At 47.4% G+C, this 22,045-nt stretch carries 23 protein-coding genes and 1 pseudogene; 17 read left to right on the plus strand and 7 right to left on the minus strand.

The window, feature by feature from the left end; genetic code table 11:
• The 5 genes and pseudogenes from QUA83_RS26245 to QUA83_RS26265 all read left to right on the plus strand — a co-directional run.
• Nucleotides 1–321: pseudogene (locus tag QUA83_RS26245) on the plus strand (photosystem II q(b) protein); the annotation flags it as partial.
• 285 nt (nt 322–606) lie between these two features.
• The gene (locus tag QUA83_RS26250; RefSeq protein ID WP_333296885.1) at nt 607–1,104 is read left to right on the plus strand and encodes a GNAT family N-acetyltransferase; all 498 of its coding nucleotides are present in this window, start codon (nt 607–609) and stop codon (nt 1,102–1,104) included.
• 20 nt (nt 1,105–1,124) lie between these two features.
• Nucleotides 1,125–2,333 (plus strand): precorrin-6y C5,15-methyltransferase (decarboxylating) subunit CbiE, encoded by a 1,209-nt coding sequence (gene cbiE, locus QUA83_RS26255; protein WP_333296887.1) that lies wholly within the window; start codon nt 1,125–1,127, stop codon nt 2,331–2,333.
• Nucleotides 2,334–2,396: 63 nt separating this feature from the next.
• Complete coding sequence (locus tag QUA83_RS26260) at nt 2,397–2,741, plus strand: hypothetical protein (RefSeq protein ID WP_333296888.1); 345 nt, start codon at nt 2,397–2,399, stop codon at nt 2,739–2,741.
• A gap of 4 nt (nt 2,742–2,745) precedes the next feature.
• Nucleotides 2,746–3,141: a hypothetical protein gene (locus QUA83_RS26265; protein WP_333296890.1), complete on the plus strand. Its 396-nt coding sequence runs from the start codon at nt 2,746–2,748 to the stop codon at nt 3,139–3,141.
• A 230-nt stretch (nt 3,142–3,371) separates the two neighbouring features.
• Here QUA83_RS26265 and QUA83_RS26270 read toward each other — a convergent pair whose 3' ends face one another.
• Genes QUA83_RS26270 through QUA83_RS26280 form a run of 3 tightly spaced genes read right to left on the minus strand, consistent with a single transcriptional unit; the run spans nt 3,372 to nt 7,436 of the window.
• Nucleotides 3,372–3,758: a type II toxin-antitoxin system VapC family toxin gene (locus QUA83_RS26270; RefSeq protein ID WP_333296892.1), complete on the minus strand. Its 387-nt coding sequence runs from the start codon at nt 3,756–3,758 to the stop codon at nt 3,372–3,374.
• Nucleotides 3,755–3,982 (minus strand): type II toxin-antitoxin system VapB family antitoxin, encoded by a 228-nt coding sequence (gene vapB, locus QUA83_RS26275; RefSeq protein ID WP_333296893.1) that lies wholly within the window; start codon nt 3,980–3,982, stop codon nt 3,755–3,757. Before vapB ends, QUA83_RS26270 begins: the two co-directional genes overlap by 4 nt.
• Before the next feature lie 46 nt (nt 3,983–4,028).
• Complete coding sequence (locus QUA83_RS26280; protein WP_333296894.1) at nt 4,029–7,436, minus strand: DNA methyltransferase; 3,408 nt, start codon at nt 7,434–7,436, stop codon at nt 4,029–4,031.
• Nucleotides 7,437–7,594: 158 nt separating this feature from the next.
• On the opposite strand from QUA83_RS26280, the gene QUA83_RS26285 reads away from it, so the two are divergent.
• Complete coding sequence (locus tag QUA83_RS26285; RefSeq protein WP_333296895.1) at nt 7,595–7,999, plus strand: RusA family crossover junction endodeoxyribonuclease; 405 nt, start codon at nt 7,595–7,597, stop codon at nt 7,997–7,999.
• Nucleotides 7,996–8,670 (plus strand): hypothetical protein, encoded by a 675-nt coding sequence (locus QUA83_RS26290; protein ID WP_333296897.1) that lies wholly within the window; start codon nt 7,996–7,998, stop codon nt 8,668–8,670. Before QUA83_RS26285 ends, QUA83_RS26290 begins: the two co-directional genes overlap by 4 nt.
• A gap of 69 nt (nt 8,671–8,739) precedes the next feature.
• Here QUA83_RS26290 and cphA read toward each other — a convergent pair whose 3' ends face one another.
• Both cphA and QUA83_RS26300 read right to left on the minus strand, forming a co-directional pair.
• Nucleotides 8,740–11,460 (minus strand): cyanophycin synthetase, encoded by a 2,721-nt coding sequence (gene cphA, locus QUA83_RS26295; RefSeq protein WP_333296898.1) that lies wholly within the window; start codon nt 11,458–11,460, stop codon nt 8,740–8,742.
• A gap of 338 nt (nt 11,461–11,798) precedes the next feature.
• Nucleotides 11,799–12,692 (minus strand): cyanophycinase, encoded by an 894-nt coding sequence (locus tag QUA83_RS26300; protein WP_333296899.1) that lies wholly within the window; start codon nt 12,690–12,692, stop codon nt 11,799–11,801.
• A gap of 332 nt (nt 12,693–13,024) precedes the next feature.
• Between QUA83_RS26300 and trmD the strand changes: the two genes are divergently transcribed.
• From trmD to larB, 7 genes are all read left to right on the plus strand, one after another.
• On the plus strand, nt 13,025–13,720 hold the full coding sequence (gene trmD, locus QUA83_RS26305) for a tRNA (guanosine(37)-N1)-methyltransferase TrmD (RefSeq protein WP_333296901.1): 696 nt from the start codon (nt 13,025–13,027) through the stop codon (nt 13,718–13,720).
• 383 nt (nt 13,721–14,103) lie between these two features.
• Nucleotides 14,104–14,583 carry a 2-C-methyl-D-erythritol 2,4-cyclodiphosphate synthase gene (ispF, locus tag QUA83_RS26310; RefSeq protein ID WP_333147227.1) on the plus strand — a complete coding sequence of 160 codons (480 nt, stop codon included), beginning with the start codon at nt 14,104–14,106 and terminating at the stop codon, nt 14,581–14,583.
• 115 nt (nt 14,584–14,698) lie between these two features.
• A complete protein-coding gene (locus QUA83_RS26315) occupies nt 14,699–15,202 on the plus strand; it encodes a hypothetical protein (protein ID WP_333296902.1) in 504 nt (167 codons plus the stop codon).
• Entirely contained in the window at nt 15,180–15,485 is a 306-nt protein-coding gene (locus QUA83_RS26320) for a hypothetical protein (RefSeq protein ID WP_333296903.1), read from the plus strand. The genes QUA83_RS26315 and QUA83_RS26320 overlap by 23 nt, the downstream gene beginning before the upstream one ends.
• 9 nt (nt 15,486–15,494) lie before the next feature.
• A complete protein-coding gene (locus tag QUA83_RS26325; RefSeq protein ID WP_333296904.1) occupies nt 15,495–15,752 on the plus strand; it encodes a hypothetical protein in 258 nt (85 codons plus the stop codon).
• A 40-nt stretch (nt 15,753–15,792) separates the two neighbouring features.
• Nucleotides 15,793–17,553: an ABC transporter substrate-binding protein gene (locus tag QUA83_RS26330; protein ID WP_333296913.1), complete on the plus strand. Its 1,761-nt coding sequence runs from the start codon at nt 15,793–15,795 to the stop codon at nt 17,551–17,553.
• Between the two features lie 110 nt (nt 17,554–17,663).
• Complete coding sequence (gene larB, locus QUA83_RS26335) at nt 17,664–18,467, plus strand: nickel pincer cofactor biosynthesis protein LarB (RefSeq protein WP_333296906.1); 804 nt, start codon at nt 17,664–17,666, stop codon at nt 18,465–18,467.
• A 379-nt stretch (nt 18,468–18,846) separates the two neighbouring features.
• Here the strand turns inward: larB and QUA83_RS26340 are convergent, their stop codons facing one another.
• Complete coding sequence (locus tag QUA83_RS26340; RefSeq protein WP_333296908.1) at nt 18,847–19,458, minus strand: hypothetical protein; 612 nt, start codon at nt 19,456–19,458, stop codon at nt 18,847–18,849.
• Nucleotides 19,459–19,784: 326 nt separating this feature from the next.
• Here QUA83_RS26340 and QUA83_RS26345 point away from each other — a divergent pair, with 326 nt between their 5' ends.
• The 3 genes from QUA83_RS26345 to QUA83_RS26355 all read left to right on the plus strand — a co-directional run bounded on the left by QUA83_RS26345 (nt 19,785) and on the right by QUA83_RS26355 (nt 21,509).
• Complete coding sequence (locus QUA83_RS26345) at nt 19,785–19,997, plus strand: chlorophyll a/b-binding protein (RefSeq protein ID WP_015178249.1); 213 nt, start codon at nt 19,785–19,787, stop codon at nt 19,995–19,997.
• Between the two features lie 143 nt (nt 19,998–20,140).
• The gene (gene psbP, locus QUA83_RS26350; protein ID WP_333296910.1) at nt 20,141–20,680 is read left to right on the plus strand and encodes a photosystem II reaction center PsbP; all 540 of its coding nucleotides are present in this window, start codon (nt 20,141–20,143) and stop codon (nt 20,678–20,680) included.
• 181 nt (nt 20,681–20,861) lie between these two features.
• Complete coding sequence (locus QUA83_RS26355) at nt 20,862–21,509, plus strand: nucleoside triphosphate pyrophosphatase (protein ID WP_333296914.1); 648 nt, start codon at nt 20,862–20,864, stop codon at nt 21,507–21,509.
• Between the two features lie 91 nt (nt 21,510–21,600).
• Here the strand turns inward: QUA83_RS26355 and QUA83_RS26360 are convergent, their stop codons facing one another.
• Nucleotides 21,601–21,909, minus strand: coding sequence for a hypothetical protein (locus QUA83_RS26360; protein WP_333296912.1), 309 nt, complete (start codon nt 21,907–21,909; stop codon nt 21,601–21,603).
• Nucleotides 21,910–22,045: the final 136 nt, after the last annotated feature.

Below are 22,045 nucleotides of genomic sequence, written 5' to 3' on the forward strand. Positions count from 1 at the left end.
TTCGGTCGTTTGATTTTCCAATACGCTTCATTCAACAACAGCCGTTCCTTGCACTTCTTGTTAGGTGCATGGCCAGTAGTAGGCATCTGGTTTACCGCTTTGGGTATCTCCACGATGGCTTTCAACTTGAACGGTTTCAACTTCAACCAATCGATTATCGACTCTCAAGGTCGTGTCATCAATACTTGGGCTGATGTGATCAACCGCGCTAACTTGGGTATGGAAGTAATGCACGAGCGCAATGCTCACAACTTCCCGCTTGATTTGGCTGCTAGTGAAGTCACTCCAGTAGCAATGGTAGCTCCTTCTATCAATGGCTAAGTTTTAGTCTTTGATTACAAAAAGCGCTCCTAGTAATAGGGGCGCTTTTTGTTTGGGGAAAAATATTTTTCAGACAGTCATGGACGCATGGACGCGCCGACGAAGACACCGCAACTACAAAAATAAACAGTTCGCGATCGCACTCCTATCAAAGAAACCGGCTTTTTTACCGAATCTACGGGCTGCAACCCATCTTTTCATAAAAAACCCGTTTCTGACCACCCGTGCGTCCTGGACTAATATGGATAGGTGCGATCGCCCTTTAATCCAACATAAATAATCCCCATGATATTTGAAACAGAGAGATTAGTTTTGAAACCGATTGTGGAGAGCGACCTCAACACGCTCCACAGAATGTTTACTAATTTTTATGTGAGGAGATATCTGTGCGACGGCGAAATATTGTCGCTGCAAAAGGTTGAAGAAATGCTTGCCGAAAACAAAAAGCTGTTTGCAGAAAAGAAATTCGGTTTGTGGTTTATCGAAACTAAGAGCGATCGAGAAACTATTGGATTTGTTGGTTTGTGGTATTTTTTTGAAGAAGCACAGCCCCAGTTAGTTTACGCACTGCTGCCGAAAGCACTTAAAAAAGGTTACGCTACTGAAGCATCAACCAAAATATTGGATTATGGTTTTGATCAACTTGGCTTCAACTATCTTGTAGCAAGTTGCGATCGCCCAAACATTGAGTCGCAAAAAGTCGCAGAAAGACTCGGAATGAAACAAGTAGAAGAAAGAATTATGGATGGAAATCCGATATTATTCTTTAGAATCGATAAGTAGTAATTAGCAGTAAGGGCGCAATGCACAAATGGCTTTCGGTGGTGGGGATTGGCGAAGACGGACTTTCGGGATTGAGTCCGATCGCCTCTACCCTCCTCTCTCGATCTCAAGTCGTTGTTGGTGGCGCCCGTCACCTAGCAATGCTACCAACCGACGACACCCGCGAAAAATTGGTTTGGGCTTCGCCGCTACAAGCAACAGTCGATGAAATCATCCGCCGCCGGGGACAGTCTGTGTGCGTGCTAGCCAGCGGCGATCCGATGTGTCACGGAATTGGGGTAACACTGTCGCGCCAGATTCCCATTTCGGAAATGACTGTAATTCCCGCTGCATCGGCTTTTAGTCTTGCTTGCGCTCGTTTGGGTTGGCCACTAGCCCAAGTTGAGACTTTCAGTTTGACAAATCGCCCGATCGCATCGATCGCCCTTGCTTTGTCGCCGGGGGCGCGCTTGCTGGTGTTGAGCGCTGACAGACACACGCCGGGAAAGGTGGCACAATTGTTGACGCAGCGGGGGTTTGGCAGCAGTTTAATGACCGTGTTCGAGCGGATGGGGTCTGCATCGGAACGGCGGATCGAGGGGGTAGCAGCAGCCTGGAATGCAGCGGATTTGGTGGATTTGAACACGATCGCGATCGCAGTTGCCGCCGATCGCGAAGCTGTGATTTTCCCTCGTACCTCGGGTTTGCCGGATGCTGCTTATCGCCACGACGGACAACTTACGAAGCGGGAGGTTAGAGCCGTTACTCTGTCAACGTTAGCGCCGATTCCCGGAGAGTTGCTTTGGGATGTGGGGGCGGGCTGCGGCTCGATCGCGATCGAATGGATGCGGAGTCATCCTCGGTGCAGGGCGATCGCGATCGAACGCCATCCGACTCGATTGGAATACATCGCTGAAAATGCCTCGACTTTCGGCGTTCCCGAACTCGAAATCGTGGCGGGAGAAGCGCCGGAAGCCCTGACAAATTTGCCTCAACCGAATGCTATTTTCATCGGCGGCGGTGTCACCGCAGAAGCTGTGCTGGAAACTTGTTGGAATGCTTTAGGTGAAGGTGGCCGATTAGTTGTTAATGCGGTGACAGTTGAGAGCGAGTTTAAAGTTTTGCAATGGCACGATCGTTATGGCGGGGAACTAATTAGAATTGGGATTCAGCGAGTAGGAGCGATCGGCTCTTTTCAGGGTTGGAAACCGCTTGCGCCGCTGACTCAGTGGGCGGTAGTTAAAAGCTAAAATGCGATCGCTCTTTTTCCAATAAAGCTATAATCAATAATATCCTCTGGAATGAGAGTGATAATGCCAGACGAATCATCTGTAGATCCTTATTTAGATCGACTGTTTGAAGACTATTCCAACACTGAAGTTCTCGAACTACAGCAATATCTGTCTGAATGGGATAGAGGAACTTATCGAACTGTGGCCCAAAGTGTGTTAGACCATTCACAAAGAAAAGGATTTGATCCACTCAAATATTTGCGTAAAGCACACAACTTCAACACCAGAGGTGCTGTAAGAGTTCCTCGCACGGGATATCGGCAGGATGGAGCCGCTGTTTACCGAAAGGGCAATGAGTTTTTAATTGTGCGACCTGACCAGTATGGTGTTGAGAAAATCGTGACTTATGGCATTAATGAGGAATAGCGATATGGCACAAGTTCAGAACAAATTAGCGCTGGGGCAGGATATTATTGTGCAACTTTTGGCACAGTTGACAGTTGACTATCAAAACACTAAATCAGAGCGCAAAGAGATATCTCAGAGGTATCTTGGTTCCGAGGAAGATTTTTCGTTTCTGGAGGAGCTTGAGTTAGTAACAGTAAGTATTCGCGGTTATGCTAGTCAGATTGAGGAGCGCGCAGAGGTTGAGAATCGCGAGCAAGCGATCGCAGAGTTACATCAGCTTAGGGTGTTCGATCGTTCTGCGATCGCTCAGTTTTATGATGAGACGCGATCGGGCTATCTTCAAATGCGAGCCTATATCCGAATGCTGGACTATTTGCGGTTGCTGGTGTTGGAGTATTTGCAAATGGAAGAGCGATAGATTAGCGCAATAGCTAGGAGACTGAAATACAGTCATTTTTCAATCTGCCTCGACTTATTTTCCCTAAAACAGGAATTTAAGGACTTTTGCGCGCTCGGCGGGACAAGTTTGCGGCAGTATTGTAGGAAGATTTCTTCGGGAGAAAGGTAAAATTTTTGGGACTAACTTTATAATTTATTTTCCTCTTTTACGATCGATCGGGTTAATGCCATTGGCGATAATAATCTAGTTTATAACCATAGTCTTTGAACAGCATAAGCATCAAACACTTCATCACGGCTGACTAAAACTAAAGCATGATTAATGGATTGGGCAATTAAAATGCGATCGAATGGATCGCGATGATGGAATGGTAGGTGGCGAACCTGTACAGTATCCGCAAATGAAATTGGCAGTAATAAGATCCCAGCAGCAGGTAACTGAGCTTCGATGTCTGCATAGTTTGCTTGCAGTGTCAGTTTACCAATGCTGATTTTGATGGCAATTTCCCAAAGACTGGCAATACTCAAATAGACTCTATCGGCGGATTCAATCTGCTCCTTCAAGGTAACTGATAGGTTAGGAGTATTTTCTGAAAACCAAATAAAGGCATGGGTATCGAGGAGCAATGCACTCATTCCATATACTCCTGGAAATCCTCTAATGGTGCATCAAAATCATCAGCAAGCGGTAAGACAAACGTGCCTTTCATCATCCCGGCTTGACGTTTCTTTTGAGGAGGATTTACGGCAACCTCATTATTTCCATATTTTGCAGCCAAGAATTCTACATAGTGCAAAACTTCCTGTTTCAGGGAATCTGGCAACTTGACCAGAGTTTCTAGGATGGTGGTTTCTAGCATTAGATAACCTCTTGCTGGATAAGCTCATAATAACAATCGCAACGCTCTAAAGTTCTGCCAGGTGCCAAAAAGTCATCCCATTTTCAGTATGACTGAGCAAAATCCCTAAATCTTCGAGGCTTTCCAGACAGTCGAGAATGACTTTTTGTTTGCGGCTGGCTGCTTTGAAATGGGCGGTGACTTGGGCGGCTGTCCATTCGCCGCTTTGGGTGCGAAATAAGTCGCGGATGGCAGAAAGTTGCTCTTTGAGGGTTTTGGGGAAGGGTTGTTGTTCCGTGGGAGTAATGGCGGTTTCGGTTTCGGTGGTGATGCCTGCAAGGGATGGTTGCACGTAGGTTTCGCCTGGGGCTTGGTAGTCGGGACGCAGCCAGCGAATTAGTCCGTTGCGTTCTTCTTCGGCGCGTTGGGCGTTGAGGGTGACGAGGTTTTCCAGGATTTGGTCGTCGGTGAGGGTGGATTCCCAACCATAGGCGGCAAATACGGCGACATCAAGTTCGTCGTGGATTTGTTTGAGGGTGGAGACTAAGGCTTTTTGGTTGAAGGCTTTGTCTTTGTCGTCGAGGGGTTCGCCTTTGCGGAGTTTTTCGAGGAGGTTGTACATCGCGGTGATGGTGACTTCGGGGTGAGTGGCTTGGACTCGTTTGCGGTGGCTGTCGAGGCGTTCTCCGAGTTCTCGGATGGTTTGTTTTTGGGGGTCGGTGGGGTCGGGGAAGGGGAATGGGTCGAAACATCGAGTTTTGTTGTAACGAGGTCTATCTTCTAATGTTCCGCCTGCTGCCAGCGACCAAGTAACATGAACTCGACTAGAAAGAACTCCTAAGAAATAAGCATCATCAAGGGCGATCGCAATCAACATATTATCAGGTATTACTTCACGGGGAAGAAAGACGAATACTCTATGCTTCGCAGTCTCTACTGTAGCAATATAACGCTGTAGTCCCTTTAGTGCTGGTCGAAGTTCTGTTCTGGGACGACCAAATATCCACCAGTTTTCTCGGAGGCTCTTATCACGGTTAGTATCTCGTTCAGGTTTAACTTTATCCAACACCCATTGGAATGCTTTTGGATATAGTTCTTGAGCATTATCAGCTTTTAAGCCAAATAAATCAATGACGCGCACATTGCGAGAACGTTGCATAAAGTCTCGTCCATTGATGTATGGGAAAAGAACCTCAGACTCAATCTCTCCAAAGTCAGATTGCTCGACAATAAACCCGGAACTAAATAGCATAACACCGCGACTGGATATCCTATCATTAGCCAGGAGTTGTTGAGATTGAGTTAAATCAGAACCCGCTTGAAGGTTACTAAAAATTAGCCCTACATTCTGCAACTGCACTTGAACTTGCTCTGCTGAGTCTTCCGGTGTCTCTCCCTCACACTCAGCAACTACTGTACCAAATTCGGCAATCCTTACAGGATTTTTGAGGTCATCTAATTCACCTGCTGTAATTGCAATTCTGACTGCTGCCCCTCCATCAATCCAAGGGTGATCGGGAATAGCAAAAATTAATCTGGTTGGAATCTTTTGCGTAAAATGAAAATCCAGAACTTTCCGCTGCCGAACTTGGCGAATACTGTTTGTGGTAATAAACCCAAAGCGTTTAATTTTGCTCGCTCTAGTTAGTTCCGCTGCCTTGTGCCACCAATACATTACGAAATCCACAGTATCCGGTACATCCTTATAGACTTTCCTCAACTTTTCTGCATATCCATCTCCCAACATTTCCCGCATTCTCGCATTGCCAATAAACGGCGGATTCGACACTATATAATCGGCCTCCTGCCACTCGGCCGCCCTTGCATTCAAATACCGATAAATTGTTACTTGGTTTGTAGGATCAGGCACATTTTCCCCCGTCACCGGACTTTTCATCATCCGTCCGCCCCAGCGAGTTCTCACCTCCCCCGCCGCATCCACATCCGGTTCTATTCCGTCATAGGCCAACACCGCATCCCGGCATTCAATATTGTTGTACTCCCGCAACACAGGTTCGATCGGCGGAATATCGCCAAACCGCCGAAAATGCCACTGCAAATACCCAATCCAAATCACCAAATCCGCGATCGCCGCCGCCCTAGGATTGAGCTCAATTCCCAAAAACTGACTCGGATTAACTTGAGCAATATCTAACAGCAACTGCGCCGATCCGGTGACATCCTCCAAGCGCCGCAACACCTCCGATTCCAACCCCTTCAACAAATCCAACGTCACATAAAGGAAATTACCCGATCCGCACGCCGGATCGAGAATCTTCACCTGTTGTAACTCCGTCAGAAATGCTTCTAAAACTGAGCTCGCCTTTTTCCTTTGATTTGCAGTCGGTTCCGATTCCCCCGCGTTCAGCAACTGTTTAACCTCCGCTTGTACCGCAATCCAGCGATCGCCCAAAGGCTCCATCACCACAGGCTTTACCAACCTTTCCACATACGATCGCGGCGTATAATGAGCCCCCAATTTACTTCTTTCCCGCGCATCCAGCGCCCTTTCCAACAACGTCCCAAAAATCGCCGGTTCCACATTGCACCAATCCCGCTTCGCCGCCTGCAACAACACTTCCAACTGCGCCTTTGTCAGCGCAAACGCCTGCGACTCGGCAAACAATCCGCCATTAAACCGCAACAGTTTGCCATGAAAGCCAAAACTCGTCCCCTCATTCATCGCCTCCCACAGCGCCTCTACCTCCGGCTTAAAAGTCTTCGGATTGAGAATCCACCGCGTTTCCAGCGCCTGCGTAAACAAATGTTCCTTCAGCAACCCTACATCCTCAGCAAACATGGTGAAAATACAGCGCATCAAAAACTGGGCGACTTGCTGCGGATCGACATTCGCCTCCATCCGCTTGGCCAACTCTGCCAAATCTGCCGCCACTTCCCGCGTCACCCGCGCCGCAATTTTCTCTGGATTGCGCTGCTGCGGATTGCTAAAAATATCGACAAACAAATCGAAAACATCGGCTTTCCGCAACTCAATTAGCCCGATTTCTCGCCGCGCCCCATAGCCGCCATAATCGCCGCTAAAACCCATCCATAATTCAAAATGATCGCCAATATCGCAAGTTAACAAAAAGGGCGGTTTGCTGCTGAGACTGCGGGTATAGGCGATCGCCTGCACAAACGCTTTTTCCATCTCTCGCAAATAGGTATTTGTCCCCCGCTTTGCCGTTCCCTTTTTGCTCGTTGTTCCGCCCTGTTTTGCCTCGATTAAAAAATGCTCGGCTTTGTAAAAATCAACAAACCCCGGAGTTACTTTGCCGCTGGGGTGAAAAATTTTGACATCTTTATCAAAGCAGTAGGGATCGTTGGGAATTCTGCCTTTATCAAAAGGGCGATCGACTCCCAGCGCATCGCACATTTCCGCAAAAAACAACTGGTAGTTTGCCCGTTCGTTACCGCTAGAACCCGCCCAGCGTGTAATGAATGTTTCGACACGCGTGCGATCGGCCTCATTCATGCTTCAACCCTGCTGCTTGCTTTTTCCTGATTCTATACTTCGATCGGTTTGAATTGGCGATTTATCTTGCGATTTTGGTTGGAAACTCCTGGCACCGATTACCCAGTGGGCGGCAGTTAAGAGGTAAAATAATCCCCAATCTTCTATTTAGAAACACTTTGGCGAGATTTGAGTTCATAGTAGATGGCCCACCAGTATCACAACAAGCTCGTAGGCGAACTCTTCTTAAAGCTTGGAAAGTGACAGTGAGGCAAGAGGCTGAAAAATACTGGTCTTCGGAGCAGAAAACAGCTACTGGCCTAGTGATGATTCAGATAACTTATTTCTACGATTCTGTTAAAATCGATGTAGACAACATAGTAAAGCCAATTCAAGATGCAATTATCGGGCTAGCCTATGTCGATGACGATCAAGTAACTGATGTTCTAGTCCGCAAGAGGAATTTATCAACTAACTTTAAAGTAGAAAATATGACCTCGATTCTAGCGGAAGGATTTGCCCGTGGTAATGAATTCTTGCACATTGTCGTAATTGATGCTCCTGACAAAGAGGTACTGACATGATCGCAACCCCAACTGCAAACATAGAAAGAGAGCAACTGCTGAAACTAGCAGAGGAGTATCGTGAGAAAGGTTATGAAATTTCATTTCATCCAAACTCTGAAGATTTACCGGACTTCCTTAAAAGCTATCGCCCGGATCTGATAGTGCGCCGGGGCGAAGAATCGGTGGTTATTGCAGTCAAGTCACGCGCTTCACTCAAGTCACCCTCTACTACATATCTACGTAATTTAGCCCAAGCAGTAGCAGAAAATCCCGGCTGGAGGTTTGAGTTAGTGATGACTAACTCGGAGGATGCAGTCGATATTTCCCAAGCTGAGGATTCTTTTCAAGAGCATGAAATAGAGTTGGGTTTGCAAGTCGCAAAGCAACTTGTAACACAACATCTAGAGTCAGCAATGCTATATTCTTGGTCTTTAGTTGAGGCAACTTTGAGGATTGTTGCCCATAAAGAAGAGCTAAGTTTGCAAAGATTAGAACCGCTGTATTTAGTGAAACAACTGACGGTTGAGGGCGTGATTTCTAAATCCGAATATCAGTTATTAATGAATGCGCTTTCTTTGCGGAACGCTATTGCTCATGGGTTTAAAACTACACAACTTACGCACAATTCTGTGTGCGAACTGATTGAGGTAACAGAGAAAATATTGAAAGATAATAGGGCGGTTGTCTAAAGCAAAAAGGTTGGGTTTCCTTTCGTTAACCCAACCTATTAATAATGTAATGAAATCAAACTTCAGAGTTTAGCCTTGATTCACCACAGTCGGTTTTAAACTTTCCTGTGACTTCGATCGATCTAAACCATTTTGAACTTCCACAGATTCCTTAATCGGTTTCCGGGCTTCAATTAAACTCAAAGCTTTGTTGACACCTTCAGGTAAAATCACTACCAAACTGCCGGCTGGTGCCTCATCTAAAGCTTTGTTAACGGCCGTTGTTTCGTCGAGAATCAACTCGTATTCAACTTGAGATTTGTTTGCGGTTCCTGCTGAAATCGCCTCTGCAATTCCCTGGCAAATTAACTTTGCCACAACACCGGGTTCTCGCCCGCGCCTGTCAATATCTTCTTTGACAATAATACGATCGAACATCTCGGCCGAAAGTTTACCCAGCGTGACAAAATCTTCATCTCGGCGGTCTCCGGGGGCACCTACTACCCCAATCCGCCGTCCCGGCCAATTCAGCACGAAACTGCCCAAAGCTTTGTAGCTGTGGGGGTTGTGGGCGTAGTCGAGTAAAGCGTGGTAGCTGCCCAAATTAAACAAGTTCATCCGTCCCGGAGTTTGGCCCACCGATGCTTGGAAACTTGACAAAGCAGCGCGAATATCTTCTATTTTCAATCCTTGGGCAAAAGCAGCCAAACAAGCTGCTAAAGCATTGGCAATCATAAACGGCGCCCGCCCGCCCATCGTCAGCGGCACGTTAACAGCCTGCTCAATTCTCAGCGTCCAATCGCCTTTTAAGATCGACAAATACCCATTTTCGTAAATCGCTGCCAGCCCGCCCGCAGCGGTATGTTTGGCAACCAGTTCGTTGTCCGGGTTCATGGAAAAATATGCAATTTGAGCCTTGACACGCTGCGCCATTTGTGATACCAGCGGGTCGTCTGCATTTAAAACTGCATAGCCTTTGGGCATTACCGACTCGACGAGCACGCTCTTGAGTTTGGCCAGTTGTTCCACGGTGTCGATGTCGCCAATTCCCAAGTGATCGGCTGCGACGTTCAAGACGACGCCGACATCGCACTGATCGAAGCCGAGGCCCGATCGCAAAATTCCGCCTCTAGCCGTTTCCAGCACCGCTACTTCCACCGTCGGATCAGACAAAATCAACTGAGCACTCTGCGGCCCGGTATTGTCTCCGCTTTCGACCAAATAATCACCGATGTAAGTGCCGTCGGTAGTCGTGTAGCCAGTAATCTGACCTGTCTGCTTGACAATGTGAGCGAGTAGGCGAGTTGTTGTAGTTTTGCCGTTGGTTCCCGTTACCGCTAAAATCGGCACCCGGCTGGGTTGAGGCGAGGGGAAAAGCATATCGAAGACGGCGCCGGCGACGTTGCGGGGTAAACCTTCACTCGGGGCGACGTGCATTCTGAAACCCGGTGCTGCGTTGACTTCGACGATGACGCCATTGACATCGCGCAGGGGTTGGGAGATGTCGGGAGTTACTACGTCAATGCCGGCGATGTCCAAACCGATAATTTTGGCGACTCTGGAAAACAGCCAGACGTTTTCTGGGTGAATTTCGTCGGTGCGATCGACTGCAATTCCACCGGTACTCAAGTTTGCTGTCGCGCGCAAAAATACTCTTTCGCCGGCGGGCAATACCGAGTCCATCGCGTATCCTTGTTTTTGCAGCAAATCCAGGGACAATTTGTCGATCGTGATCCGGGTGAGCACGTTGTCGTGTCCGTCTCCTCGCTGCGGGTCGCGGTTTACTTCTTCAATAAGCTGTTCTACTGTAGACTTGCCGTTACCCACGACGTTAGCGGGGACTCGTTCTGCGACTGCTATGACTTGCCCGTTGACTACCAATACTCTGTGATCACGGCCGACGTAATAGCGCTCGACGATCACACTTTTTGTTTTTGATGCGGCGCTGGCTAAGTCGTAGGCTTCTTCTGCTGCTTCCCAGGAATTGATGTCGATCGTAATGCCGCGGCCGTGGTTGCCGTCTAGGGGTTTGAGGACGATCGGATAACCGCCGACATCTTCGATCGCCCCGCGCAGTTCATCCAAATAATGAATCACCGTTCCTCTGGGAACCGGCACGCCGGCGCTGGCGAGGATATTTTTGGTACCTTCCTTGTCACAGGCAAGTTCTACCCCCAAAACTCCCGTCCGGTTGCTCAGAGTTGCCTGAATCCGCTTTTGGTGAACCCCGTAGCCGAGTTGAATCATAAACCGGGCGCTCAAAGGTATCCAAGGAATGCCGCGCGCTTCTGCTTCCTTAATCAGTGTTTCCGTGCTCGGCCCCAGGGCCGCCGAAGCAGCAAACTCTCTCAGGTCTCTCAAATCTTGGACTAATTCTGCTGCTGGATAAGTGCCTGTCTCGGCAATGCTTTGGCACATCCGCACGCCCGCCCGGGCTGCATAGCGACCAGCTTGTTCGTTTTGATACTCGATTACTACTTGGTAAATGCCTGGGGTCGCAGTCTCGCGGGTACGGCCGAACCCGACCGGCATCCCTGCCATTTCCTGAAGTTCTAGGGCGACGTGTTCGATTACGTGTCCCATCATTGTGCCTTCTCTGACCCGTTGCAGGAATCCTCCCTGATGGCCTGGAGAACAATGATGGTCGTTCAAACTCGGAAGTGCGGCGATCAACCCTTCGTAGAAGCCAGGAATTTCGGATGTTTTTTTATCTGCCCACTCCTCTAAATCCAGACGCATCAGGACGAGTTTCTGGCGTCGGATGCTCCAGTAGTTGGGGCCGCGTAAGGTCTGGATTTTAAGTATTTTCATGGCAGTTAGAGGGGTATGGGGCGCGAAATCTTATAGATAATTGGAGCATTTATTCAATTTCGATCTAGATTGCTCGATAGACTGTTCGCTACGAACAGTTTGGGAGTGAATTTCCAGTTATGGGCTACCCAATTGAAAATTTATGCCCCTGCGATCGGCTAAAAACAAGTACAGGTTCATGGCTAGCAAAAACTCAAAGCCCGAAGCTAGAATTTTCTGTGGTTCGGCCTCCTGGGGTCAGCCCGTGGCTGCTTCGGAATCTATTCTATTGTGGTATCCATGATTCGGCCGGAATGCCGCTTAATTTCTGCCGAATCAATGACAAGAGATGTTCTACGTTAGTTGGCTGTGCGGCATTCGGGGGGCCAGCCAGACTCGGAACACGCTCCCGATGGCATTGGCTTGCCTAGGGGCATATTGTAGCAATCTCCGTGACACAGGACGTGCAAGCGCATATTGAACAGGCTTAAGGGTTCTGTCGCTCCTACCATAGACTCATTGGTATAAAAATTTTCCCTAGAATCAACAATAGTCACAGTGCCTTTACCGAGAATTTTCATAGTATCGTCTCCCTCAAACAAGGCGCAGGTGTCTTCGTCAATACCAATAGCGAGGCGATCGGGATGGCAAGCCACAGCCGACAGCAAGCGAGCCATGCGGTTGCGGTTGTGAAAATGCTGATCTACGATGATCTCAGGAATAATGTTAAGTCCGTTTGCCATGTCTACTAAAGAGCGGTTCGGTGACGCACCACTCCCGCCGCCTGCAATCATGTGATATCCCATCACCGCAGCGCCCGCGCTGGTGCCAGCCAGGGTAATCTTGCCTTCGAGAGTTTCTTTGCGAATTTTCTCCATCAGCGGGGTGTCCGCCAGCAGCCCACAAAGCCGCAGTTGGTCGCCGCCTGTGATGAATACGCCCGTACAGTCTTCTAAGTAATCTTTCCAGACGGGGTTTTCGCCTTGTTCGCGTTCGCGGATGTCCACTACTTTGACTGCGCTAACGCCCATTTCGTCAAATATGGTGCGGTAGCGGTTGCTAATTCCTTCGGGATCTCGCGAAGCGCAGGGAACGATCGCCAGCCGAGCGTTTGCACCCCCAGCACGGCAAAAAAAGGTGTTCAGAATCTCTCGCCCGTGAACTTTGTCTTCGGCTCCCCCGATGACCATAATCGAGGTTTTTGTGCGCGGGGGAATATTGTGTTCAAGGGCTTGAGATGTCAACTGCTGCATGGTGTGTCTTCCTCTGTTGGATGTGAAATTCAATTTTGCCGTGGCTGTGCGTAGAATAGGGCTTTTTAAGAATAAATATTTGTTGGTGCGAGCGAGGTGCGATCGCCGATCGCACTATCCCGCAGTTGTTTGGGGGCGAGTTTACTTGCAGTCGCTGTCATGAAAAACAGATTATTTTTGTACACAACCTGCCCGCCGACACAGGAAGAGAATTTAACTTGCCAAAATTTTCAGAAATTATAAGAAATTATAAAGAATAAAGCAATTACTGAAAACTGAACTCCCTCTAAAGGTCAAACTAGAGGTGATGTATCAATGAAATTCCAATAATTGTGCGATTTGACGTTGTTACCCTATTTCCAGAATTTTTCCGGGCTCCCCTAGAGTCGGGACTGATGGGCAAAGCCTTAGCTAAAAAGATTGCTGAGGTGAATTTTGTCAATCCCCGCGATTTTACCACAGACAAACACCAGCGAGTCGATGATGAGCCTTACGGGGGCGGAGTGGGGATGCTGATGAAACCGGAACCGATTTTTGCTGCGGTGGAGTCGCTGCCGGTTTTGCCGAGGCGGGAGGTGATTTTGCTGACTCCCCAGGGGGAACCGATGCAGCAGGCGATGTTTCGGGAGTTGGCGGCGGATCGCGATCAGTTGGTGTTGATTTGCGGTCATTATGAAGGTGTGGACGATCGAGTCCTGCATTTGGTCACTCGCGAGGTGTCTTTGGGGGATTTTGTGCTCACGGGGGGCGAAATTCCGGCTTTGGCTTTGATTAATGGAGTTTTGCGATTGCTGCGGGGAACTGTGGCGAAGGAAGATTCGCTAAAGTTTGAGAGTTTTGAAGACGGACTTTTGGATTATCCGCAGTACACTCGACCGGCGGATTTTCGGGGATTGAAGGTGCCCGATGTGTTGCTGTCGGGTAATCACGCAGAAATTGCTCGCTGGCGCAGGGAACAGCAAATTGAAAGAACGCGCCAAAGGCGATCGGATTTGTATGAGGTTTGGTTGCAAGAGAGGGAAGAATAGGAGAAAGGGCGATCGCACCGGTGGTCAGAAACCGGGTTTTTTGCAGTAATACTTCGTTGCAGTCCACAGATTTGGTAAAAAACCCGGTTTCTTTGGTCTTGATGCGTAAATCCCGTATATTTAAGAGCCTAATAAATTTTGGATTCGCGTTTGTAAGTCTTTGAGTTCAGGAGAGCGATCGAGAAGTCCCCATAATTTTCTAGCGTTTCCAGCATTAACCCTTCTCTCCCCCCTCCAACAGCTTTAGGATTGCCATAGCTGCTGAGGAAAGCAGCAAAAAAAAATATTTAACACTCGGCTCTGCCTTAAAAAATAAATTCACTTATCTCCCTGAAAATATGAAATAATTGTCTTCTACTATACTTACCAAACCTTCCTTTTACATGAACATCCGCATCGGCAATGGCTACGACATTCACTGCTTAGTTCCGGATCGTCCTCTCATCCTAGGCGGTGTCAATATTCCTCACGAATTAGGATTACTCGGCCACAGCGACGCCGACGTACTTACTCACGCTATCATGGATGCTATGCTGGGAGCTCTCAGCTTAGGAGATATCGGTCTTTATTTCCCGCCAACTGACCCGAAATGGAAGGGTGCGGATAGTCTCGTATTGCTGGCACAAGTCAATCAGTTAATATTAGATAAAGGCTGGGAAATCGGTAATATTGATTCGGTGGTAGTGGCCGAACGTCCGAAGCTGAAACCCCATATTGAGCAAATGCGCGATCGGCTTTCTGCTGTCCTACAATTAAAACCTGACCAAATCGGCATCAAAGCTACTACCAACGAAAAGCTAGGTCCCGTGGGGAGAGAAGAAGGAATTGCAGCCTATGCTGTAGTTTTGTTGGGCAAAAAATAGAACTCTAGCATCTCTAATTGACTGTAAAGTTAATCTCAAATCCAACATCGCTAGGAAGCCTGAAATCATGGACACTGACACTTGGGAGTTACAATAATTACCCGTAGACGCGGATGTGATCGCGTTGGATAAGGACGATAACATAGTCGTGCTAATCGAGGTTAAAATTATTCAAGCTCAAGAAACAGCCGCGAAACAGAAAATTATCGCTCGCGCGATCGATTGGCTGAAAGCTGTGTTAGCTAAGCTGTCTGAAAGAAACGCGATCGTTCCCTATGCTATGTTTATTGACGCGGAACAAATTTTGATTTTCAAATGGGATGGTGTGAATTTATCGGAGCCTGTTTGCACTCTAAATACTGGTGAAATATGTCGCTATTATATGCCGACTTTTGGCAGTCAATGGCTCTCGGAGCGTACCCTTGGGGGGCTGATAGAATCGTGGCTGCATGACTTAGATTATAACTGGAAATCCGAAATTCCTCCAGCATCAGAACAGATATCAGCCATCGGTTTGCTGCCATTACTCGCAGGTGGAACAACAAAATCAGGAGTGGAATTAGGTGGCAATTATATATATCGAGACCAACTTTCTGATGAGTATTGCTACAGGGCGTGAGGCTGAAGCAATTATGTTGCTCAGAGATTTGTCCTCATCAGTTCAGTTAGTCATACCCAGCGTTTGTTATATGGAGGCTTGGTCAGCTTTCGAGGACGAGTTGAAGCGACAAAACTCTTTTAAGGAACAGCTAAGCCGTCAAATTAGCGAAACAAAGCGAGATGTTACCTCTGAAAAGGTTCCATCTCTATCTCTTCACCTAGAAGAGTCATTAGTTTACTATATCGAACGAATAGATGAAATTGAATTAGGGTTGCGTGAAGCAATTTTTCTGATGTCATAGAATGCCGAAATGATTGCATTAAATCCAGAGATTATTCAAGCAACTTTAAACACACCTATCATCAAAAAAGATCCAACAGACAATTTGATTCTACACAGTATCCTCAGTCATGCCCGATCGCATTCTACAGAAACCAAAGTATTTCTCAGCGGTAACGTCAAAGAATTTGGTCTACCGGAAGTTCAAGATGTTTTGCGAGAAGCCGGGATTACAAAGTATTTCGCTGTCACTAAAAACTTTCTAGGTTGGCTACAATCTCAGTCATAGTTACACGCAGATGGTAAACTAAAAAATTATGAAAATTTCTATGATGCTACATTCAAGACTGCGCTGGCTGGCGATTTTACTGGCGGCAATTGCCACTATAACTCTGTCTGCGTGCACTCCAGCCCGATCGAACTTAGTAAACAGGCTCATCGTTCCCACCCCCAGCGGTCCGGGTACCTTTAACTACCCGCTAAATCAATCTGCATACAGCGTTTTTGGCTATATGTACGAGGGATTGATCAACGAAAACGGCTTGACATCGCAGCTAGAACCCGGTTTAGCCGAGTCCTGGGAAGTTTCTAAAGATGGCAAAAAGATTGTCTTCACCCTGCGAGAGGGTTTGAAATGGTCGGACGGCCAACCTCTGACTACTGATGACATTATCTTCAGCTATGAAAAGATTTATTTCAATGACAAAATTCCTAGCGGTTTGAAAGATATTCTGAGGGTTGGCATCAGCGGCCAATTTCCCACAGTCAAAAAACTCGACAGCCGCCGCGTGGAATTTTCCGTTGCAGAACCCTTTGCTCCATTTATTAGATATGCTGGGGGAATCCCAATTTTACCAGCTCATATTTTACAGGAAGCTGTCGAAAATACAGATGCAGACGGCAACCCTAAATTCCTGACTACTTGGGCCACGGATACTGACCCTAAAAAAATTGTCGGAAATGGTCAATATCGAATGCTGAGCTACACTCCCAATCAGCGCGTGGTTTTGGAACAAAATCCGTATTATTGGCGCAAAGATGCTGAGGGAAATCCTCAACCTTACATCCAGCAAATTGTTTGGCAAATTATCGAAAATACTGATAATCAACTGCTGAATTTTAGATCGGGCGATTTGGATACTCTGAATGTGGAGCCGGAAGTGTTTCCCCTGCTGAAACGGGAGGAAAAACGCGGCAAATATACGGTCTTTAACGGCGGGCCGGATACTGGCAGCGTGTTTATGTGTTTCAATCTGAATAAGGGGCGCAATGCTCAAAATCAGCCGTTTGTAGACCCGGTTAAGTCTCGCTGGTTCGCTAGTAAGGAATTTCGGCAGGCGATCGCCTACGGCATCAACCGATCCGCCATGACTAACAATATCTATCGCGGGCTGGGCGCGCCGCTGCATTCCCCCATTCCGGCGCAAAGCCCGTTCTACCTGTCCCCAGAAGAGGGATTGAAAACTTACAGTTACGATCGGCAAAAAGCCAAAGAGTTACTGTTAAGTGCTGGTTTCAAGTATAATAGTAACGAGGAATTGTTGGATGCTGAAGGCAACAAGGTGCGATTTACGTTGTTGATGGCGGCGGGTAAAAAAGTTCGGGAACAAATGGCAACGCAAATTAAGCAAGACTTGGGCAAACTGGGGATGCAAATTGATACGCAGTTCCTGAGTTTTAACACTTATGTGGAAAAGCTGCGATTGACGCGGAATTGGGATACTTACCTCGGCGGTTTTACGGGAGGTACTGAACCGCACAGCGGCTACAATATTTGGTCTGTTAACGGCACACTGCACAGTTTCAACCAGGGCCCGCAAGCCGGAGAACCACCGATCAAGGGTTGGAAAGTTGACGACTGGGAGCAGAAAATCGATGACCTTTATGTGAAGGCTTCCCAGGAGCTTGATGAGGCGAAGCGCAAGGAGCTTTATGGAGAAACGCAGCGGATTATAGCGGAACAAGTTCCTTTTGTTTATATGGTAAATCCGCTGACTTTTGAGGCGGTGCGCGATCGCGTTTCGGGAATTCGCTACAGTGCCCTCGGCGGTGCTTTCTGGAATTTGTACGATCTGAAAATAACAGAATAGTCAGTTGTTATTAATTATTTGTTAGTTGTTATTGGTTATTTTTTACTAATGATAACGAACAACTAACAACGGACAACGGACAACGGATAACTGACAACTGGCTAATATTTATGGAACCTAAAATTTTACAGAAGTTACTCGAATCAGTTGCCACTGGCGATGTGAGTCCGATCGCAGCTTTGGATAAATTAAAGCATTTTGACTTTGAACAAGTCGGCGATTTTGCCAAAATTGACCACCACCGCACTCTAAGAACGGGTTTTCCTGAAGTAATTTGGGGCCCAGGGAAAACGCCAGACCAAATTGTTGAAATTATCGAGGCGATGCGCGGGCGAAATTCTGCGGTGATGGCCACACGAATCGAACCGGAAGTTTTCGAGCAACTGCAACAAAAAATACCCGATTTGTGCTACTACCAAAAGGCTCGAATTTGTGCAATTTCTCCTAATTCCCCAACTCCGCAGCATCCGGGTACTGTGACTATTATCAGTGCGGGAACGGCGGATTTGCCTGTAGCGGAAGAGGCGGCAATTACTGCGGAACTTTGCGGTTTTCAGGTGCGACGTTTGTGGGATGTCGGAGTTGCCGGCATTCACCGCTTGCTGAGCAACCGGCACGTGATTGCCGATGCTGATGTGTTGATTGCGGTTGCGGGCATGGAAGGTGCTTTGGCGAGTGTAGTTGCGGGTTTGGCAGATTGTCCGGTGATTGCTGTGCCGACGAGTGTAGGTTACGGCGCGAGTTTTGGCGGGATTGCTCCTCTTTTAACTATGCTCAATTCTTGTGCGGCTGGTGTGGGCGTGGTGAATATTGATAATGGGTTTGGCGCGGCGATTTTGGCTTGTCAAATTCTGAGAACTGCTGGCAGAGTGGGAAGAAGAGGAGAGGGGGAGAATGGGAGAGAGGGGGAATAGTTAGAAACCCCCTCTATCAGATAAGACTAAGGCCAACGGTCACAGGACGATCGATTTTTAGGGTGCATCTTGCACCATTCTCGCTTAACAGGCTTTCCGGCCTGTTCCACAAAGAGTGAGTTTTCTTGTGGGGAGGAGGGGTTGGGCATCCTGCCCGCCCGTAAAAAACCTAATTGAAAATGGTGCAACATCTCAGGTGCGTCAGACTCCGTTATTGAAATATTGTTGAAGATTTCGGGTAGTAGAGCACCTTACTATATATGCCAGTTGCGTCTAGGACTGCCAGACTCGGCGGTTGAAACCGCGTCTAAACTTCCCTCTCGTCCCAGCAGAGGGCGACTAAAAAATACAGGAGGTATGATTCAAGCCGGATTTGATATTACTTGCTGCCCAGCCAAATCGGATAAGCAGAAGAATCCTCAGCTTTTAACTTTTGCGCCTGATAACTCTTGCTAGTCCAAGCAGCAACTGTTTGCAGGCTTTCTGTCAAAGAACTTTCGCTGCCAAACGTTTCAAATCCCAAAGTCCACCACGCGCTGCCGTTAATGTTCAACTGAGTAAGTTCCACGGTGCAGCCTTCAGGAATTGGGGCTTCTACTGGCACTGACCTTACCGCACCCGACTCCGAAACTTGATAAAGACGCTGCGCTCGCTTTTTCTTGACTGCCACCCACTTTCCTGTCGCTATAATATCCGCCGGTATCGGCGCCATCGTGTCCGCACAAACCCACTTCAGCCACTTTTCGGCTTTGCCTTCCCAGCGGTTGCCGAACTGCATCATCCCCAACTCTCCCTGACGCCACTTTACCTCCAAGGTTTTCCCACGCAGCTTCACTCCCAAGTAGTCGCAGCTTGGTACTAGCAAATATATGTCTTCCCGCTCTTCAGGAGGCGAAAGATACCCGCCGAGACTCTCGCTTCCAAACCATTGATTGATTGATTTTGGCAGTGCACCGCTATAAAACCACCGCATTTCCAGACTGGCCCGCATAAATTTTTCCTCCGTTCCACAATTTTCGTCAAACCCAGACTGGATTTGCCATACACCATCGACTTTTGTGCCTCTCCACTCTATCCTCCCCCCTCCGGGGCCCAGAGTCTACCCACAGTCATACCATTTTAGATTTTAGATTTTAGATTTTAGATTTGGGAAAGACTGACTATATAAGGGTTTAGAGCTTGCCTACAGTTGCATTTTTTTTTAAAACTGGTGTCAGAGCGAGGTCTTTTAAAAAAATTTCTCACAATCCTTTACATATCTTCACAAGTCTGTTACATTTATTTACAGTACACTAAAAACCATTTAGGAAAAAAAACATGAGTAACAGAGGCTTAATGCTGGACGACCAAGGCAAAATGAACAATTTTGCGATCGAGCCGACAGTATACATCGATGACGAACCCCGCACCGGCTTCACCCCCTACGCAGAACGCTTAAACGGCCGCCTTGCCATGATTGGCTTTGTTTCTCTCTTGGCTTTAGAAGTTTCGACCAAGCACGGGCTGATTAGCTGGCTGACTCACCTGTAATGATTTTGTTAACAATTAAACTATATGGCTATGGCTCGCTGGCGGTACACAAACAGCGATCCATAGCTTAACTATTTTTAGGATCAAGGTTTGGTGAGACAATTAAAATTAAATATTTTACTGTTACCCTACCCGTAAAAAGAATGCTCAAACGAATTGCGGCAATACTTCTGGTGGTTCTAAGCCTCACCTTGACCGGTTGTGTGTCTAAAGTCACCGGACTCAAAAGCTACGTTGATACTGGCGATGGCTATCAGTTTCTCTATCCTAACGGCTGGCTGCCGATCGCGGTTTCTAACGGGCCCGATGTGGTGTTCCGCGATTTGATTCAGCAAACCGAGAACGTCAGCGTGGTAATCAGTCCAGTCGGGAAGGACAAAACTCTGGCGGATTTGGGTTCGCCGACGGATGTGGGATACAAGCTCAGCAAAAGTGCGATCGCCCCGGCTGATTCCGGCCGCGAAGCTGAATTAGTCAATGCAGAAGCTCGTGAATCGCGATCGAAAAACTATTACATTTTAGAATACGCCGTTAAGTTGCCAAACCAAGAACGCCACAACTTAGCGAGTGTAGCAGTCAGCCGTGGCAAACTTTTTACCCTTAACGTTTCCACTACCGAAGAACGCTGGCCCAAGGTAAAAGAAGCTTTTGAGAAAGTTGTTAAATCTTTTTCTGTTTATTAGGGAATTGGGAATTGGGAATTGGGCATGGGGCATGGGGCATTGTTGACTGTTGACTGTTGACTGTTCGCTGTTGCTGTTGACTGTTCGCTGGAAACCTCACCACAGTTAACTGACAACTGACAACTGTCAACTGTCAACTGTCAACTGTCAACTGTCAACTGTCAACTGAACTTCTTAAATGATGAAAATTCCAACTTTTGTATTAGCTTCAGCTTCTCCAGCGCGCCGCCGCCTGCTAGAAAATGCTGGCATTCAAGCTGTTATTTGCCCCAGCGACTTTGATGAAGGGCAAATACAAATGAAAGATGCCACTAATTTAGTGCAGGTTTTAGCAGAGGGAAAAGCTGAGGCTGTAGCTAAGTTTTTATTGGCTAATTCTCACCCCAAAATCTCCAATCCAAAATCTTGTTTGGTGTTGGGATGCGATTCAATTTTGCTCGTAGATGGCGAAATTCACGGCAAACCGAAGGATGCGGAAGAAGCAATCTCGCGCTGGCAGAAAATGCGCGGTAAGGTGGGCGAACTGTATACGGGTCATGCTTTAATTGATACTAGATTCGATGACTTTGGTGAGGCTAGGTCGCGATCGATCATTCGCTGTCAAATTACAAAAGTTCATTTTGCGGAAGTTACCTCGCGCCAAATAGCGGCTTACGTCGCTACCGGAGAGCCCCTCGCCTGTGCAGGCTGTTTTGCACTGGAAGGTAAAGGCGGCTTTTTTGTGGAAAAAATCGAAGGATGTCACACAAATGTGATTGGTTTGAGCTTACCTCTGCTGCGGCAAATGCTCACCGACATGGGATATGATGTGGCGGATTTCTGGTCTTGAAATGCAGAATTTGGAAACGAATTAAATGGTTTGTAGTCAGGGCTTTATATCCTCTCTCAGGACTCAATTGCTTACTACAAACCTATGAGGATTATCCTAGAGCGATCGCCCCATCCGATACAGATATAAACTGAAGTTGAGCCGGCGAAACATCCTTCACCAAACCTAAGATATTGCCGGTGCTAGCTTCCCGAATCACCGTCGCCTTAGTATTGAGCACTCTAAAATCCAGAGTTCGATCCTGTCCCGGAGGAAAAGGGCCACTGCTATCGTAATCTCTGGCATCACCAACCGTCAACAACCTTTCGCTCAAAACAATATCATTTAGCGTCAATCCAGACGCCAATCCCATTACATCACCTTCAGCCGGATTGTAGTCTAGAATAAAATCTGCCGGCACTCTATCTAGATTAGACCTCTTGCGAAAGTCTCAGGCGCTCTCTAATTTAGTCTTTAAAGAAAGTTCATAATTATAAATACCAGCGATTAAATTAAATCTTAATCCGAAACGCCTTCTTCGATTCCGATATCTTGAT

The sequence above is a fragment of the Microcoleus sp. K1-B1 genome, from assembly GCF_036704705.1.
Classification (GTDB): domain Bacteria; phylum Cyanobacteriota; class Cyanobacteriia; order Cyanobacteriales; family Microcoleaceae; genus Microcoleus.

Excerpts from the sequence above, each read along its gene's own strand:
- QUA83_RS26290 (WP_333296897.1), top strand. The coding sequence starts at position 7,996 with ATGATCGCAACCCCAACTGCAAACATAGAAAGAGAGCAACTGCTGAAA.
- ispF (WP_333147227.1), top strand. The coding sequence starts at position 14,104 with ATGAACATCCGCATCGGCAATGGCTACGACATTCACTGCTTAGTTCCG.
- QUA83_RS26325 (WP_333296904.1), top strand. The coding sequence starts at position 15,495 with ATGATTGCATTAAATCCAGAGATTATTCAAGCAACTTTAAACACACCT.
- QUA83_RS26265 (WP_333296890.1), top strand. The coding sequence starts at position 2,746 with ATGGCACAAGTTCAGAACAAATTAGCGCTGGGGCAGGATATTATTGTG.
- QUA83_RS26250 (WP_333296885.1), top strand. The coding sequence starts at position 607 with ATGATATTTGAAACAGAGAGATTAGTTTTGAAACCGATTGTGGAGAGC.
- larB (WP_333296906.1), top strand. The coding sequence starts at position 17,664 with ATGGAACCTAAAATTTTACAGAAGTTACTCGAATCAGTTGCCACTGGC.
- QUA83_RS26300 (WP_333296899.1), bottom strand. The coding sequence starts at position 12,692 with ATGCAGCAGTTGACATCTCAAGCCCTTGAACACAATATTCCCCCGCGC.
- QUA83_RS26355 (WP_333296914.1), top strand. The coding sequence starts at position 20,862 with ATGAAAATTCCAACTTTTGTATTAGCTTCAGCTTCTCCAGCGCGCCGC.
- QUA83_RS26340 (WP_333296908.1), bottom strand. The coding sequence starts at position 19,458 with ATGCGGGCCAGTCTGGAAATGCGGTGGTTTTATAGCGGTGCACTGCCA.
- QUA83_RS26270 (WP_333296892.1), bottom strand. The coding sequence starts at position 3,758 with ATGAGTGCATTGCTCCTCGATACCCATGCCTTTATTTGGTTTTCAGAA.
- QUA83_RS26280 (WP_333296894.1), bottom strand. The coding sequence starts at position 7,436 with ATGAATGAGGCCGATCGCACGCGTGTCGAAACATTCATTACACGCTGG.
- QUA83_RS26345 (WP_015178249.1), top strand. The coding sequence starts at position 19,785 with ATGAGTAACAGAGGCTTAATGCTGGACGACCAAGGCAAAATGAACAAT.
- cphA (WP_333296898.1), bottom strand. The coding sequence starts at position 11,460 with ATGAAAATACTTAAAATCCAGACCTTACGCGGCCCCAACTACTGGAGC.
- QUA83_RS26320 (WP_333296903.1), top strand. The coding sequence starts at position 15,180 with ATGAGTATTGCTACAGGGCGTGAGGCTGAAGCAATTATGTTGCTCAGA.
- QUA83_RS26330 (WP_333296913.1), top strand. The coding sequence starts at position 15,793 with ATGATGCTACATTCAAGACTGCGCTGGCTGGCGATTTTACTGGCGGCA.
- psbP (WP_333296910.1), top strand. The coding sequence starts at position 20,141 with ATGCTCAAACGAATTGCGGCAATACTTCTGGTGGTTCTAAGCCTCACC.
- QUA83_RS26260 (WP_333296888.1), top strand. The coding sequence starts at position 2,397 with ATGCCAGACGAATCATCTGTAGATCCTTATTTAGATCGACTGTTTGAA.
- cbiE (WP_333296887.1), top strand. The coding sequence starts at position 1,125 with ATGCACAAATGGCTTTCGGTGGTGGGGATTGGCGAAGACGGACTTTCG.
- vapB (WP_333296893.1), bottom strand. The coding sequence starts at position 3,982 with ATGCTAGAAACCACCATCCTAGAAACTCTGGTCAAGTTGCCAGATTCC.